Annotated in this window: 16 protein-coding genes and 1 tRNA gene; 8 read left to right on the top strand and 9 right to left on the bottom strand. The window is 61.3% G+C overall.

What is annotated here, in order from left to right; genetic code table 11:
* Positions 1 to 108 precede the first annotated feature (108 nt).
* Positions 109 to 924: a type III secretion system regulator SuhB gene (gene suhB / locus FHR27_RS01205; protein ID WP_042555288.1), complete on the top strand. Its 816-nt coding sequence runs from the start codon at positions 109 to 111 to the stop codon at positions 922 to 924.
* A 97-nt stretch (positions 925 to 1,021) separates the two neighbouring features.
* Here suhB and FHR27_RS01200 read toward each other — a convergent pair whose 3' ends face one another.
* The 6 genes from FHR27_RS01200 to queA all read right to left on the bottom strand — a co-directional run bounded on the left by FHR27_RS01200 (position 1,022) and on the right by queA (position 7,259).
* Complete coding sequence (locus FHR27_RS01200; protein ID WP_042555287.1) at positions 1,022 to 1,567, bottom strand: glycine zipper 2TM domain-containing protein; 546 nt, start codon at positions 1,565 to 1,567, stop codon at positions 1,022 to 1,024.
* Positions 1,568 to 1,692: 125 nt separating this feature from the next.
* Positions 1,693 to 2,613, bottom strand: coding sequence for a protein translocase subunit SecF (gene secF / locus FHR27_RS01195; protein WP_042555286.1), 921 nt, complete (start codon positions 2,611 to 2,613; stop codon positions 1,693 to 1,695).
* A gap of 9 nt (positions 2,614 to 2,622) precedes the next feature.
* Positions 2,623 to 4,491 (bottom strand): protein translocase subunit SecD, encoded by a 1,869-nt coding sequence (gene secD, locus FHR27_RS01190; RefSeq protein WP_042555285.1) that lies wholly within the window; start codon positions 4,489 to 4,491, stop codon positions 2,623 to 2,625.
* A 213-nt stretch (positions 4,492 to 4,704) separates the two neighbouring features.
* Complete coding sequence (gene yajC, locus FHR27_RS01185; RefSeq protein ID WP_042555284.1) at positions 4,705 to 5,040, bottom strand: preprotein translocase subunit YajC; 336 nt, start codon at positions 5,038 to 5,040, stop codon at positions 4,705 to 4,707.
* A 39-nt stretch (positions 5,041 to 5,079) separates the two neighbouring features.
* The gene (gene tgt / locus FHR27_RS01180; RefSeq protein WP_179540005.1) at positions 5,080 to 6,195 is read right to left on the bottom strand and encodes a tRNA guanosine(34) transglycosylase Tgt; all 1,116 of its coding nucleotides are present in this window, start codon (positions 6,193 to 6,195) and stop codon (positions 5,080 to 5,082) included.
* A 14-nt stretch (positions 6,196 to 6,209) separates the two neighbouring features.
* On the bottom strand, positions 6,210 to 7,259 hold the full coding sequence (gene queA / locus FHR27_RS01175; RefSeq protein ID WP_042555359.1) for a tRNA preQ1(34) S-adenosylmethionine ribosyltransferase-isomerase QueA: 1,050 nt from the start codon (positions 7,257 to 7,259) through the stop codon (positions 6,210 to 6,212).
* Between the two features lie 113 nt (positions 7,260 to 7,372).
* On the opposite strand from queA, the gene FHR27_RS01170 reads away from it, so the two are divergent.
* The 3 genes from FHR27_RS01170 to FHR27_RS01160 all read left to right on the top strand — a co-directional run bounded on the left by FHR27_RS01170 (position 7,373) and on the right by FHR27_RS01160 (position 8,602).
* Positions 7,373 to 7,457, top strand: a tRNA-Leu gene (locus tag FHR27_RS01170).
* A gap of 346 nt (positions 7,458 to 7,803) precedes the next feature.
* The gene (locus FHR27_RS01165) at positions 7,804 to 8,016 is read left to right on the top strand and encodes a cold-shock protein (protein ID WP_010486675.1); all 213 of its coding nucleotides are present in this window, start codon (positions 7,804 to 7,806) and stop codon (positions 8,014 to 8,016) included.
* Positions 8,017 to 8,107: 91 nt separating this feature from the next.
* The gene (locus tag FHR27_RS01160) at positions 8,108 to 8,602 is read left to right on the top strand and encodes an RDD family protein (protein WP_042555282.1); all 495 of its coding nucleotides are present in this window, start codon (positions 8,108 to 8,110) and stop codon (positions 8,600 to 8,602) included.
* A 111-nt stretch (positions 8,603 to 8,713) separates the two neighbouring features.
* Here the strand turns inward: FHR27_RS01160 and lptG are convergent, their stop codons facing one another.
* The 3 genes from lptG to FHR27_RS01145 all read right to left on the bottom strand — a co-directional run bounded on the left by lptG (position 8,714) and on the right by FHR27_RS01145 (position 11,634).
* Positions 8,714 to 9,775 carry an LPS export ABC transporter permease LptG gene (lptG, locus tag FHR27_RS01155; protein ID WP_042555281.1) on the bottom strand — a complete coding sequence of 354 codons (1,062 nt, stop codon included), beginning with the start codon at positions 9,773 to 9,775 and terminating at the stop codon, positions 8,714 to 8,716.
* The gene (gene lptF / locus FHR27_RS01150) at positions 9,768 to 10,880 is read right to left on the bottom strand and encodes an LPS export ABC transporter permease LptF (protein WP_042555280.1); all 1,113 of its coding nucleotides are present in this window, start codon (positions 10,878 to 10,880) and stop codon (positions 9,768 to 9,770) included. The genes lptG and lptF overlap by 8 nt, the downstream gene beginning before the upstream one ends.
* A gap of 319 nt (positions 10,881 to 11,199) precedes the next feature.
* Positions 11,200 to 11,634, bottom strand: coding sequence for a GNAT family N-acetyltransferase (locus tag FHR27_RS01145; RefSeq protein WP_082045842.1), 435 nt, complete (start codon positions 11,632 to 11,634; stop codon positions 11,200 to 11,202).
* Between FHR27_RS01145 and FHR27_RS01140 the strand changes: the two genes are divergently transcribed.
* From FHR27_RS01140 to FHR27_RS01125, 4 genes are all read left to right on the top strand, one after another.
* The gene (locus tag FHR27_RS01140) at positions 11,633 to 11,797 is read left to right on the top strand and encodes a hypothetical protein (protein WP_156152757.1); all 165 of its coding nucleotides are present in this window, start codon (positions 11,633 to 11,635) and stop codon (positions 11,795 to 11,797) included. The genes FHR27_RS01145 and FHR27_RS01140 overlap by 2 nt on opposite strands.
* Positions 11,798 to 12,077: 280 nt before the next feature.
* Entirely contained in the window at positions 12,078 to 13,577 is a 1,500-nt protein-coding gene (locus FHR27_RS01135) for a leucyl aminopeptidase (protein WP_042555277.1), read from the top strand.
* 67 nt (positions 13,578 to 13,644) lie between these two features.
* A complete protein-coding gene (locus FHR27_RS01130) occupies positions 13,645 to 14,064 on the top strand; it encodes a DNA polymerase III subunit chi (protein ID WP_042555276.1) in 420 nt (139 codons plus the stop codon).
* Positions 14,065 to 14,072: 8 nt separating this feature from the next.
* Positions 14,073 to 14,489, top strand: coding sequence for a hypothetical protein (locus FHR27_RS01125; protein ID WP_042555275.1), 417 nt, complete (start codon positions 14,073 to 14,075; stop codon positions 14,487 to 14,489).
* Positions 14,490 to 14,520: the final 31 nt, after the last annotated feature.

The raw sequence follows: 14,520 nt of genomic DNA, 5'->3' as shown, positions 1-14,520 counted from the left end.
TCTTACAGAAGCCCCCTGCTTTATGCCACGCAGGACACGGACGGCACTTCAAGCGACAGGCTTTTCTGCTAGAATGGCCGGCTTTATTACGACCCCAGGTGAACTTCCATGCAGCCCATGCTGAATATCGCGCTGCGCGCAGCCCGTAGCGCCGGTGAAATGATCTTCCGCTCAATCGAACGCCTGGACGTCATCTCCGTAGATGAAAAGGACGCCAAGGACTACGTGACCGAGATCGATCGCTCTGCCGAGCTGATGATCGTCCAGGCCCTGCGCAAGGCGTACCCGACCCACAGCTTCCTCGGCGAAGAGGGCGGCCTGCTCGAAGGCAGCGGTGACGGCGCCGACTATCAGTGGATCATCGATCCACTCGACGGCACCACCAACTTCATCCGCGGCGTGCCGCACTTCGCCGTGAGCGTGGCCTGCAAATACCGCGGCCGCCTCGAGCACGCCGTGATCATCGATCCGGTACGCCAAGAGGAATTCACCGCGAGCCGTGGCCGTGGCGCCGCCCTGAACGGCCGCCGCCTGCGCGTCAGCAATCGCAAGAGCCTGGACGGCGCCCTGCTGGGCACCGGCTTCCCGTTCCGCGACAGCCAGCTGGACAATCTGGAAAACTACCTGGGCATGTTCCGCAGCCTGGTCGGCCAGACCGCAGGCGTACGCCGCGCCGGCGCTGCCAGCCTGGACCTGGCCTATGTAGCCGCAGGCCGTTTCGACGCCTTCTGGGAATTCGGCCTGTCCGAGTGGGACATGGCAGCTGGCGCCCTGCTGATTCAGGAAGCAGGCGGCCTGGTCAGCGACTTCAGCGGTGGTCATGAATTCCTCGAGAAGGGTCAGATCGTCGCCGGCAACACCAAGTGCTTCAAGGCAGTGCTGACCGCGATCCAGCCGCATCTTTCGGCATCGCTCAAGCGCTAATAGCTGCACCTATGAAAAACCGGCCTGGCGCCGGTTTTTTATTGCCCATGAAAAAGGCGCTCCCGAGAGCGCCTTTCGTGCATCTAGCCAATGCGAATTACTCGTCCGCCTCGGAACCGGCCAGCACCAGCTTGCCGTCGCGCACCGGGATCTTGCTACCGGGCTCTTCATCCATGCGCACTTTGCCGATCTTGCCATCCAGATCGTATTTCACGTCATAGCCAACGATCTTGTCGCTGGAGTCGGTGACGGTCTTGCAGCGCGTCTCGGTGGTGGTATAGGTATCGCGGCTCTGCATACCTTCCTGCACCTTGTTACCTGCGTAACCACCACCCACGGCGCCGGCCACGGTAGCGATCTTCTTGCCATTGCCACCACCCACCTGATTGCCGAGCAGACCGCCGACCACGGCACCGATGGCGGTACCTGCGATCTGATGCTGATCCTGAACGGGGCGCTGGCGAGTAACGGCCACGTCCTTGCACTCTTCACGCGGGGTCTTGATGGTTTCAGTCACCGGCTTGACCGCCAGGACTTCGGCGTACTGAGGGCCGCCGCCGACCAAACTGTAGGTCGCGACAGCGCCACCTGCAGTGACACCAACAGCACCTAACACAGCTCCAACCAACAACGACTTGTTCATGCGAACCTCCTGATCACAACTGCAGCGCCATTGCGCTTTACTCCCTGCCTTGGAAACGCAAAACGGGCGACAAGTTCCCTTGTCGCCCGCCTTTATCCACTGCGAACAGAGCAGTGCATCACACCTCAGGGACGCTCGTCGGCACCCTCTGCAGTGGCCACCGGAGGAATCAGATCCTCGGAGGACAGCTTCAGCCAGATCAGTACCGGAGCACTGATGTAGATCGAGGAGTAGGTACCCACGAACACACCGATCAGCAGCGTCAGGGCGAAGCCTGCGAGGCTGTCACCACCGAACACCAGCAGCGCGACCAGCGCCATGGCAGTCGATGTCGACGTGGCGATGGTACGCAGCAGGGTCTGGGTAACCGACACGTCGATGTTCTCGATGATGTCGGCCTTGCGCAGTACCCGGAAGTTCTCGCGGATACGGTCATAGATGATGATGGTGTCGTTCAGCGAATAACCCAGCATCGCCAGCACGGCCGCCATCACCGTCAGGTCGAACGGCACCTGGAAGAACGCCAGGATGCCCAGGGTAACGATCACGTCATGGGCCAGCGAGGCCACGGCACCCAGGCCGAACTTCCACTGGAAGCGGAAGGCCAGGTACAGCAGGATGCCGCCAAGCGCCAGAAGCATGGCCAGGCCACCCTGGTCACGCAGCTCCTCACCCACCTGCGGGCCGACGAACTCGACGCGCTTGACCTCGAACGAGGTATCGACGTCGATCTTGCGCAGCGCGGCAGCCACTTCGTTGCCAAGATCGGCCGAGTCGCCAGCCATGCGCACCAGCACGTCAGTGGTGGAACCGAAGCTCTGCACCACGGCATCCGGATAACCTGCCTGACCCAGCTCGCGCTTGATCAGTTCCAGGTCGGCCGGCTGCTCGTAGGTCAGCTCGATCAGCGTACCGCCGGTGAAATCCAGGCCAAAGTTGAGGCCATGCTTGAACAGGCTACCAAGACCAATAAGGCTGATGACCACGGTTACGGCGAACGCGATGTTGCGTATCGCCATGAACGGAATGCGGGATGGAAGTCTCATAGCCTCACCTCAGATCCACAGTTTCTTGAAGTTACGGCCACCGAAGATCAGGTTGACCATCCCTCGGGTGAACATGATCGCGGTGAACATCGAGGTGATGATCCCGATCGACAGCGTCACGGCGAAGCCCTTGATCGGCCCGGTACCCAGCGCGAACAGGATGGCACCGACCAGCAGCGTGGTCAGGTTACTGTCGAGAATCGCCGAGTAGGCACGGTCGAAACCTTCGTGGATCGCCCGTTGTACCGACAGGCCGTTGTTCAGCTCCTCACGTATCCGTGAGTAGATCAACACGTTGGCGTCGACCGCCATGCCCAGGGTCAGCACGATACCGGCGATACCCGGCAGGGTCAGGGTCGCGCCGATTACCGACATCAGCCCCACCAGCAGCACCAGGTTGAACGCCAGCGCCACGGTCGCCAGAACACCGAAGAAACGGTAGATGGCGATCATGAACAGCGACACGAAGATCATGGCCCACTCGGTGGACTCGATACCCTTGACGATGTTCTCGGCCCCCAGGCTCGGGCCGATGGTGCGCTCTTCAGCGAAGTACATCGGCGCAGCCAGACCACCGGCGCGCAGCAGCAGCGCCAGCTCGGACGACTCGCCCTGGCCGTTCAGGCCGGTGATGCGGAACTGGCTACCGAGCGGCGACTGGATGGTCGCCAGGCTGATGATCTGCTTCTCTTCCTTGAAGGAATCGACCTGCACTTCCTGCTCGACGCCGTCGACCATCTGCTTCACATAGCGGGTCAGCGGACGCTGCTCGATGAAGATCACCGCCATGCTGCGCCCGACGTTGCTGCGAGTAGCGCGGTTCATCAGGTCGCCGCCGTGACCATCCAGACGGATATTCACCTGCGGGCGGCCGTTTTCGTCGAAGCTGGCCTGGGCGTCGGTGACCTGATCACCGGTGATGATCAGCTCACGCTCGAGCTGCACCGGCGGACGGCCTTCCTCACGGAAGCCGAACTGCTCGGTAGTGCCACGCGGCGCATTCGGATCGGCGGCGAGACGGAACTCGAGGTTGGCGGTCTTGCCGAGAATACGCTTGGCTTCGGCAGTGTCCTGCACGCCTGGCAGCTCGACCACGATGCGGTTGGCACCCTGACGCTGGACCAGCGGCTCGGCGACGCCCAGTTCGTTGACCCGGTTACGCACGGTGGTCAGGTTCTGGCGGATCGAGTATTCGCGAATCTCGGCGATCTTGGCTGCCGTCATGGTTACGCGCAGCACTTGCTGGCCGCCACGTTCCTGGGCATTCAATTCGAAATCGTTGAAATCCTTGCGGATCAGCTGCTGGGCCTTTTCCAGGGTTTCGCTGTCAGCGAAGCCAAGCTGGATGGCGCCACCCTGCTGCGGCATGCTGCGATAGCGCACGCGCTCCTTGCGCAGCAGGCTCTTGAGCTCGCCTTCATAGACCTGGCGACGCACGTCCAGCGCCTTGTCCATGTCGACTTCGAGCAGGAAGTGCACACCACCGGACAGGTCGAGGCCGAGCTTCATCGGGCTCGCGCCCAGATTACGCAGCCAGTCGGGAGTGGTCTGAGCCAGGTTGAGAGCCACTACATAGTTGTCGCCGAGCGTCTTGCGCACGACATCCTTGGCCGGCAGCTGGTCGCTCTGCTTGGTCAGACGCAGCAGGCCGCTACGGCCCTGCTCGGCAACGCTCGATGCCTTGACCTCGATACCGGCATCGGTCAGCGCCTTGCTGACGCGATCCAGATCGGCTTGCTCGATGGTCTGTGCCGAGCTGGCCCCGCTGACCTGAATGGCCGGATCATCGGGGTAGAGATTGGGTGCGGAATAAATCAGGCTGATGCCGAGTACGGCTGCGATCAGCAGGTATTTCCACAGAGGGTATTTGTTGAGCATGAATGACGCCGCCCGCTTATGACGCGGGGCGCAATCTGCGCCCCGCGGGATGGATAAAACTGGAACAGATAGTCAACAAACCGCTGAAAAACGTAGGCGAGGCAGCCAGCGCAAGGCAAAAACCGGCGAGGAAGCGGAGCGTACTTTGGTACATGAGCATTCCGAGCTTGTTTTAACGCAGCGATGGCAACGCAGGTAGTTTTTCAACCGTCATCAGATGGCTTTCAGCGTGCCCTTAGGCAGGGTTGCTGCGATGGCACCTTTCTGGATCTTCAGTTCGACGGTATCGGACACTTCGATCACCACGAAATCGTCGCTGACCTTGGAAACCTTGCCGGCGATGCCACCGGAGGTCACCACCTCGTCGCCCTTCTGCAGATTGCCCAGCAGGTTCTTGTGCTCTTTGGCACGTTTGGCCTGAGGGCGCCAGATCATCAGGTAGAAGATGACCAGGAAGCCGACCAGGAAGATCCACTCGAAACCGGAACCAGCCGGGCCGGCAGCTGCGCCAGCGGCATCAGCGTAGGCAGCGGGAATAAAAAAGCTCATTTGACACTCCTGTTAAAAGTTCTTTTAGCCATCGAATCATCAATCCAGCGGCGGCGTTGGCAGACCGCGCCGGGCGTAGAAGGCATCGACAAAGGCGGCCAATGTACCCTGTTGAATTGCCTCGCGCAAACCAGCCATAAGGCGCTGGTAATGACGCAAGTTGTGGATTGTATTCAACATGCTGCCGAGCATTTCGCCGCACTTATCCAAATGGTGCAGATAGGCGCGCGAGAAGTGTTTGCAGGTGTAACAGTCGCAGGTCGGATCCAGCGGCGAGTCATCGTGACGGTGAAACGCATTGCGGATTTTCAGCACGCCGGTGTCGATGAAAAGGTGGCCGTTGCGCGCATTGCGCGTCGGCATCACGCAGTCGAACATATCCACACCACGGCGCACGCCTTCGACCAGATCTTCCGGCTTGCCGACGCCCATCAGGTAACGTGGCTTGTCGCTGGGCATCTGCCCCGGCAGATAATCCAGCACCTTGATCATCTCTTCCTTCGGCTCGCCGACCGACAACCCGCCGATGGCCAGGCCGTCGAAATCCAGCTCGCTCAAGCCCTCCAGCGAACGCATGCGCAGCGACTCGTGCATGCCCCCCTGAACGATACCGAACAGCGCCGCGGTGCTGTCACCATGGGCGACCTTGGAGCGCTTGGCCCAGCGCAGCGACAGCTCCATTGAGGTCTTGGCCACATCGAACTCGGCGGGATACGGCGTGCACTCGTCGAAGATCATCACGATGTCTGACCCCAGATCGCGCTGCACCTGCATCGACTCTTCCGGGCCCATGAACACCTTGGAACCGTCGACCGGCGAGGCGAAGGTCACGCCCTCCTCCTTGATCTTGCGCATCGCCCCCAGACTGAACACCTGGAAGCCGCCCGAGTCGGTGAGGATCGGCCCCTGCCACTGCATGAAGTCATGCAGGTCGCCATGACGCTTGATGACTTCGGTACCCGGGCGCAGCCACAGGTGAAAGGTATTGCCGAGGATGATCTGCGCACCGATGGCTTCGATATCGCGCGGCAACATGCCTTTTACCGTGCCGTAGGTGCCAACCGGCATGAAGGCCGGGGTCTCGACCACGCCACGGGGGAAAGTCAGGCGACCACGACGGGCCTTGCCATCGGTGGCCAGCAGTTCGAAGGACATGCGGCAGCTGCGCGTCATAGGTGATCCTCGGGCCCGCGTGGCGCGGGATTGCGGGTGATGAACATGGCATCACCGTAACTGAAGAAGCGATACCCCTCGGCCACCGCCTGAGCGTAGGCCGCCATGGTTTCCGCATAGCCGGCGAAAGCCGATACCAGCATCAGCAGGGTCGACTCGGGCAGATGGAAGTTGGTCACCAGGGCATCGACCACGTGGAAGGGCCGACCAGGATAGATGAATATGTCGGTATCACCACTGAAGGGTTTCAGCTCGCCATCGCGGGCTGCGCTTTCCAGCGAGCGGACGCTGGTCGTGCCCACGGCAACGACGCGACCGCCGCGGGCGCGGCACGCCTGGACGGCGTCGACAACGTCCTGACCGACCTCCAGCCACTCGCTGTGCATGTGATGATCTTCGATACGCTCCACACGCACCGGCTGAAAGGTTCCTGCGCCGACGTGCAGCGTGACGAAGGCACTCTCGACGCCCCTCTCGCGCAAGGCCGCCAGCAACTCATCGTCGAAATGCAGGCCTGCGGTAGGCGCCGCCACGGCGCCGGCCTTCTGCGCATAGACGGTCTGATAGCGCTCGCGATCCGCATCTTCATCCGCCCTGTCTATATAAGGAGGCAACGGCATGTGCCCGACCCGCTCGAGCAGCGGCAACACCGCCTCGTCGAAACGCAGTTCGAACAGCGCATCGTGACGCGCGACCATCTGCGCCTGAGCGCCACCCTCGATGACAATCGTCGAGCCCGGCTTGGGCGACTTGCTGGAACGCACATGGGCCAGCACGCGATGCTCGTCGAGCACGCGTTCGATCAGCACCTCGAGCTTGCCACCGGACGCCTTCTGGCCGAACAGCCGCGCCGGAATCACGCGGGTGTTGTTGAACACCATCAGGTCACCCGGGCGCAGGTACTCGAGCAGGTCGGCGAAATGCCGATGCGCGAGCGCGCCACTGGCACCGTCGAGAATCAGCAGGCGGCTGGCACGGCGTTCGGCAAGGGGGTGGCGGGCGATCTGCTCATCTGGCAGTTCGAAATGAAAGTCGGCAACGCGCATGGTGGAAAAGGTGTCGTCTTGCAGGGCGGAGCAGCTTACCGGAATTCCTACACGGTGACCACGCAAGTGCATTGACCAATGGCAACTTGCTCCCTATACTGCGCCGCCATTGTGCCCCGGTGGCGGAACCGGTAGACGCGGCGGATTCAAAATCCGTTTTCGAAAGAAGTGGGAGTTCGAGTCTCCCCCGGGGCACCATATATCCTTCAACTGTTACCTACTTGTGACAGTTCGCACCAAAGCTGTGCTGCGTGACTCCTCTTCGCGCAATCAATTAGCCATTATAAAAAACCAACTCGGAACTCGCCTTAAAGCCTCACGAATCTTGCGTGGGATTATGCGTGCCCGAGGGGTTGGCATTTGCTTCAGAGTTAGCGTAGAGTTCAGTCACTGTGTTTGCATGGGTCGCCGAGAATCGTGACCTGATGCAGTAGATCGCTCAAGATCCGCTACATCCCGTTCGACTTCCAACACTCCTTGCAACCAGTCTTCAGTCCTCTACACATGGAGGCTGTCATCAACTCTAGTTCCAAGGAAAAGAGACATGTCGAATCGTCAGAACGGTACCGTCAAGTGGTTTAACGACGAGAAAGGTTTTGGTTTTATCACTCCAGAAAGCGGTCCGGATCTGTTCGTACACTTCCGCGCTATCGAAGGTAACGGCTTCAAGAGCCTGAAAGAAGGCCAAAAAGTTAGCTTCGTCGCTGTACAAGGTCAAAAAGGCATGCAGGCTGACCAGGTTCAAGTCCAGGAATAAGCCGCTGTCTGAAAAACCCCTGATGCATATCAGGGGTTTTTTTATGCCTGCAATTTAGTATGCCCTGCCCTACCCACATCACGAGCCCTCCATGCCGAAACATGCACTGCGCCCGCAAGGTGACTTCCCCGCAGCCGGCCTGGGCCGCCGCCTGGCTGCGGTGCTTTACGACAGTTTTCTGTGCATTGCCCTGCTGATCGTCGTCACCTTCATCTACAAGCTGATTCAGATGGCCATCTACGGCGAAGCGCAGTTACGCCAATGGTCAGAGGCCGGAGCGCTGGACGGCGATCCCCTGCTATCCACCCTGTTGCTGTTCAGCCTGTTCGGTTTCTTCGCCAAGTTCTGGACGCACAACGGCCAGACGCTGGGCATGCAGGTCTGGGGTATACGTGTACAGAATGCAGACGGCACGGCGATCAGCCTGTGGCAGGCATTGCTGCGCTTTCTGGTCGCCATCGCTTCAGGGCTGACCCTTGGGCTGGGCTACCTGTGGATACTTTTCGACAAACGCAGACTCAGCTGGCACGACCGCTATTCGGACAGCCTTACCGTGCAACTGCCGAAGAACGCGCATCGCGAATAGCGAGAGCAGAACGACCGGCCTCCACCACCGTGAATGCCTGCCTGAAGAGAAGAGCAAACGCCGAGGGTGCTACCGCGCCCTCTCCCGCGAGCCGGGAGAAGACGCGACCGATCAGCCTGCGCGGCGCAGCAGCCAGAAGCCTGCCACCGCGCAGATGCCAGCCGGGATCAGCACCGCGAACAGCGGCGAGAAGCCGAATACCAGGCTCGACGGACCGAGCAGATCCTGTGCGATACGGAACACGAAGCCGACCAGCACACCGGTGAACACACGCTGACCGAGCGTGACCGAGCGCAGCGGCCCGAAGATGAAGGAAATCGCCATCAGCACCAGCGCCGCGGTCACCAGCGGCTGCAGCACCTTGGTCCAGAACGCCAGCCAGTATTGGCCATTGTTCAGCCCCTGCTCTTTCAGGTAGTGAATGTAACGCCACAGGCCGCTGACCGACAGCGCCTCAGGCTCCAGCACCACGGTGCCGAGCAACTGCGGATTGAGTTCGATATCCCAGCGCTCGCTCGGCACGCTGACCACTTCGGTCCTGCGCTCGTGGAACTGGGTGGTCGCCACATCTTCCAGCTGCCAGTAGCTGCCTTCATAGGTTGCGCGACGAGCGAAGCTGGACGACTCCAGGCGACGCTGATCATCGAATCGGTAGCGCGTCACACCGAACAACACGCCATCGGGCTGTACGGCGTTGATATGCACGAACTCCTGGCCCTGGCGATGCCACATGCCACGCTTGGACGTTTGCGCCTCACCACCGCCTTGCGCCATGGCACGACCGGCCTGAGCCTGGTTCTCGCTCCAGGGGGCGACATACTCACCGATCAGGATGCCGACCAGCATCAGCGCCAGCATCGGTTTCATCACGCCCCAGACGATGCGCCCGATGGACACGCCAGCGGCACGCATGATGGTCAGTTCGCTGTTGCTCGCCAGGGTACCCAGACCGATCAGACAGCCCACCAGTGCAGCCATGGGCAGCATGTCGTAGATACGCCGCGGCGCCGTGAGAAAGACGTACCACAGGGCATCGCCAAGGCTGTAGTTACCTTCTATATCGCCCAGCTCGTCGATGAAGGCGAACAGCAGAGCCAAGCCGACGATGATGCCGAGCACAGCCAGAATGGCGAACAGCACCTGCGCGCCAATGTAACGATCCAGCTTAACCACGAGCGATCTCCCGACGACTTACCAGCTTCAGGCGCATCGGTTCCCAATACAGCAGGGCCAGACCGATCACCAGGAACAACAGGTGCACGCCCCACAGACCGACTGCTGGCGGAATGCGCCCTTTGTCCAGCGCACTGCGTGCCGCTACCAGCAAACCGAGGTAGGTCATGTACAACAGAATCGCCGGGAGCAACTTGAGGAAGCGACCCTGACGCGGGTTGACCCGAGACAGCGGCACCGCCATCAGGGTGACGATGAACACCAGCAATGGAATGGATAGGCGCCACTGCAATTCGGACTGCAGACGCGGCTCGTCGCTGCCGAACAGCTGCGAGGTCGGTATGGCTTCGCGCTCGCTGATGTCTGCGGTCACCGAAGGCTTGGGCAGCAGCACACCGTAGGTGTCGTACTGCACGACGCGGTAATCGGCCTGCCCCGGATTGCCGTCATAGCGATAGCCATTTTCCAGAATCAGGTAACGGCTGCCGTCGCTCTGCACTTCCTGACGACCATTCTCGGCCACCAGCACGGTGATGCCGCGCTCCTTGTCACCAGCCCGGGACAAACGCTTGTCGGAGATGAAGATACCACCCAGTTCGGTGCGATCTTCCGACAGTTCCTGGGTGTAGGTGACCCGCGAACCATTGCGCATGGACTGGAAGCGCCCCGGCACCAGCGTATCGAACTCGGTCAGCGCGTCCTGCTCGTTGAAGATCTTGGCCACCTGGGAAACGCCCTGAGGCGCCAGCCCCATGCTCAACCAGGCAACCAGCAGCGCCACCACGGTAGCCGGTGCCAGGCTGTAGACGAACAGCCGCTGCTGGCTCATGCCGGTTGCCGACAGCACGGTCATCTCGCTGTCCAGATACAGACGCCCGTAAGCCAGCAGGAAACCGAGGAATAGCCCCAGCGGCAGAATCAGTTGCAGAAAGCCAGGCAGGCGAAAGCCCATGATCAGGAACAGCACGCTCGGATCGAGTATCCCCTGAGCCGCCTGGGCCAGGTACTTGATGAAGCGGCCACTCATGATGATCACCAGCAGCACGGCGCTGACCGCACTCAAGGTAACCAGAACCTCTCGGGACAAATATCGGAAGACGATCAAACAGACACTCCAGGGTTGTCAGGCTCAGGCGGCGGCGCTCGAACCCGCCGCACTGCATGCCGGTACGCGTATTAGGCGAACCCGCGAAAAAATTGTCGCCATTATCCTGCGATTGGATCGGCGTGTCACTGAGGAACATGGGCGCGCCATTTCTAGACCGCAAGCGGGTGCGATCCGTTCGAATACGCCCATTGCCCAACGCACGAAACGCGGAGCAACGACGCTCACACCCCCATCAACATCGCCGCCAGGCGCGAACGCAGGAGACGGTGCACGCGCAGGTCATGGGCAGCGAGCGAAGAGCGCGAAAGCATTGTCGTCAGGCATTTTCATCCCCTGGCCGGGTAAAGGAGTATCGATCGATGTCACGGCGCAGTTGCCACCCCTGACTGACCCAATAGCCGGCTGCGGCCTCATTGTCCTTCAATACATCCAGATGACACTTGCGTATGCCAAGGCTTTCGAGACCGAGAATGCAGCTTTCCACAAGCCTGCTGGCGATTCCCCGATGACGGTACTCAGGAATTACCAGCAGATGCTGGAGATAACCACGACGCCCGTCGTGTCCGCACATGACACACCCGCAGATGACCGCCCCGTGCTCGGCAACGAAACTCAGGCCGGGGTTTCGCAGCAGATACCTTGCCGTTGCCTCGAGTGAGTCCGCGTCTCGCAACGACACCCCTGGCGTATGTTTCATGAGGTGCATCAATGCCTCATGATCGGCGATTGTCATGGGTCGAATGGCGATCATGGATTTGACCTGGGCAGTGAGCTGGATTCACACGCTATCGAAGGCGATGAAAAAGGTGAAGGCCGGCGCCAGCGATAGCCTCGCGCAGGCACTTTTCACCCTGCCACGGGTACCGGCAACCGTGACCGGGCGGCACGACCGGGTGGCGATCGAGCAGCCCTGAAGGCTGGGCATCCGCCAGCGCCGCCTGTACGATACCTCGACGCATGCAAGCGACTACCTGCCCGGCAAACGAACCTGCCGGGCAACGCCAGAGGTGCCTGGGGCGCCTCGGCTCGATGGATCAATCATGAAGGGGGCTGGTCAGAACTGACTAAGCTGTCGATCGGTACGGCAGGTACAGCTAGTCTGTCGGTCACCAACGCGCCTTTGAACGGAGGCCGTTAGCAGAACCGCCGTAAATCATCCTGCATTCGCGACTCGTTGTCTTGGGGACACCACGCATGGAATTTATTGTCAAAAGCGCTCGCCCGGAAACATTGAAAACCGCCACGCTGGTCATTCCAGTCGGTGAAGGTGCAATCCTCGGTGCCACTGCCAAAGCGGTGGATGCTGCCAGCGGCGGCGCGATCAGTGCCCTGCTCAAGCGCGGCGACCTGGCTGGCAAGCCTGGCCAGACGCTGCTGGCCCACAGCCTGCCGAATCTCAAGGCAGAGCGGGTGCTGCTGGTCGGCACCGGCAAGGACGCCGAGCTCTCCGACCGCCAGTTGCGCAAACTGATCGCGGCCGTCTACGGGGTACTGAAGAACCTCGGTGGCAGCGACGCCCTGTTCGCCCTGCAGGATGTCCAGGTGAAGAGCCGCGACGCCTACGGCAAGGCTCGTCTGCTGGTGGAAAGCCTGGCAGACGCTGGCTACCAGTTCGACCGTTTCAAGAGCCAGAAGGCCACGCCTGGCGCGCTGAAGAAAATCACCCTGATCACCGACAAGGCCAGTGTCGCCGACGTCGAGCGCGCGACCACCGAGGCTCGCGCCATCGCCATCGGCATGGCGCTGACCAAGGACCTGGGCAATCTGCCGCCGAACATCTGCCACCCCAGCTACCTGGCCGAGCAAGCCAAGGCACTGGTCAAGGCGCACAAGAACCTCAAGGTCGACATCCTCGACGAGAAGAAGCTGCAGGCGCTCGGCGCGGGCGCTTTCCTCGCCGTCGCCCAGGGCAGCGATCAGCCACCGCGGATGATCGTGCTCAATTATCAGGGCGCGAAGAAGGGCGACAAGCCCTACGTACTGGTCGGTAAAGGCATCACCTTCGATACCGGCGGCATCAGCATCAAACCCGCCGCCAGCATGGACGAGATGAAATACGACATGTGCGGCGCCGCCAGCGTGTTCGGTACCCTGCGCGCCGTGCTGGAGCTGCAGCTGCCGATCAACCTGGTATGCCTGTTCGCCTGTGCCGAGAACATGCCCAGCGGCGGTGCCACCCGCCCTGGCGATATCGTCACCACCATGAGTGGGCAGACCGTGGAAATCCTCAACACCGACGCCGAAGGCCGTCTGGTGCTGTGCGACACACTGACCTACGCGGAACGCTTCAAGCCGCAGGCGGTGATCGATATCGCCACCCTCACCGGCGCCTGCATCGTCGCCCTGGGCAGCAATGTGTCCGGCCTGATGGGCAACGATGACGACCTGGTTGGCGAGATTCTCGCTGCAGGCCGCCACGCCGATGATCGCGCCTGGCAGTTGCCGTTGTACGACGAATACCAGGAGCAACTGGACAGCCCGTTTGCCGACATCGCCAATATCGGCGGCCCCAAGGCCGGCACCATCACCGCGGGCTGCTTCCTGTCGCGCTTCGCCAAGAGCTACCGCTGGGCCCACCTGGACATCGCCGGTACGGCCTGGATCAGTGGCGGCAAGGACAAGGGCGCCACTGGCCGCCCAGTCCCCCTGCTGACCCAGTACCTGCTCGATCGCGTACCGCAGGAGCAGCGCTGATAGCAGCCTGAGCCGTGCGCCGCTGGCTGGCGGCGCACGGCCTGATGGCTGTCTGCGGATACCTTACATGCCCCGAATAGAATTCTACGTACTGTCGTCGAGCACCACGGCCGAGCGCCTGCGCGCGGCCTGTCAGCTTGCCGGCAAGGCCTGGCGTCATGGCTTGCCGGTGTTCCTGCGTGGCAGCGACGCGGCCCAATGCAGCGAGCTCGACGAGCTGCTCTGGCGGGCTCGCCAGGAAAGCTTCATTCCCCACGATCTGCATCAGGACGACCCGAAATCGCCCATCGTGATCGGTGTCGACGAGGCGCCCGAGGCGACTCAGGGCGTGCTGATCAACCTGGGCAGTACGCTCAGCCCACACATCGAGCATTTCAGTCGAGTGATCGAGATCGTCAACCAGGAACCCGACCTGCTGACCGCCTGCCGGGAGAATTTCCGCAGCTACCGTCAACGGGGCTATGATCCCAAACGTGTCGAACTGTAAATTCCCCCATGGACAACCTGAACCCACCGCACAAGCCCGGCGCCTTGCTGACCGATCTCGAATCGATTCGCGAACTGCTGGATGATGACCTCGATCCGCCCTTGCTGACCGAAAAATTCGATCCCGACGATATTCCGCTGCTCTCCGATGTGGTTCCTGCTGCCGCGCATTCGCCTGCACCCAGCTCGCAGCCAGTGGCAGCCACTGGCAGAACTGCCGGCATGGCCTCGGAAGACGAGCTGCGCCAGACGGTGCAACGCGCCATTGGCCGGGACAACGAGATCAACCGTCTGGACAGCGAACTGCGCGCCGCCGCCCAGTTGCTGCTGCAGGACGTGATCGACGACTTCGTGCCGCAGATCGAAGCCGAGCTCAAACGCCGCCTGCAGGCTCGCCTGCATCGTCTGCTGCCACCGCGCAAATAGCCCGAAAGCTGCGGCAAGCCGCAAGCATCGA

The organism is Pseudomonas flavescens (assembly GCF_013408425.1).
Taxonomy (GTDB): domain Bacteria; phylum Pseudomonadota; class Gammaproteobacteria; order Pseudomonadales; family Pseudomonadaceae; genus Aquipseudomonas; species Aquipseudomonas fulva_A.
Note: the sequence above shows the minus strand (reverse complement) of the source record. Positions and strands in the feature narration are given on the sequence as shown.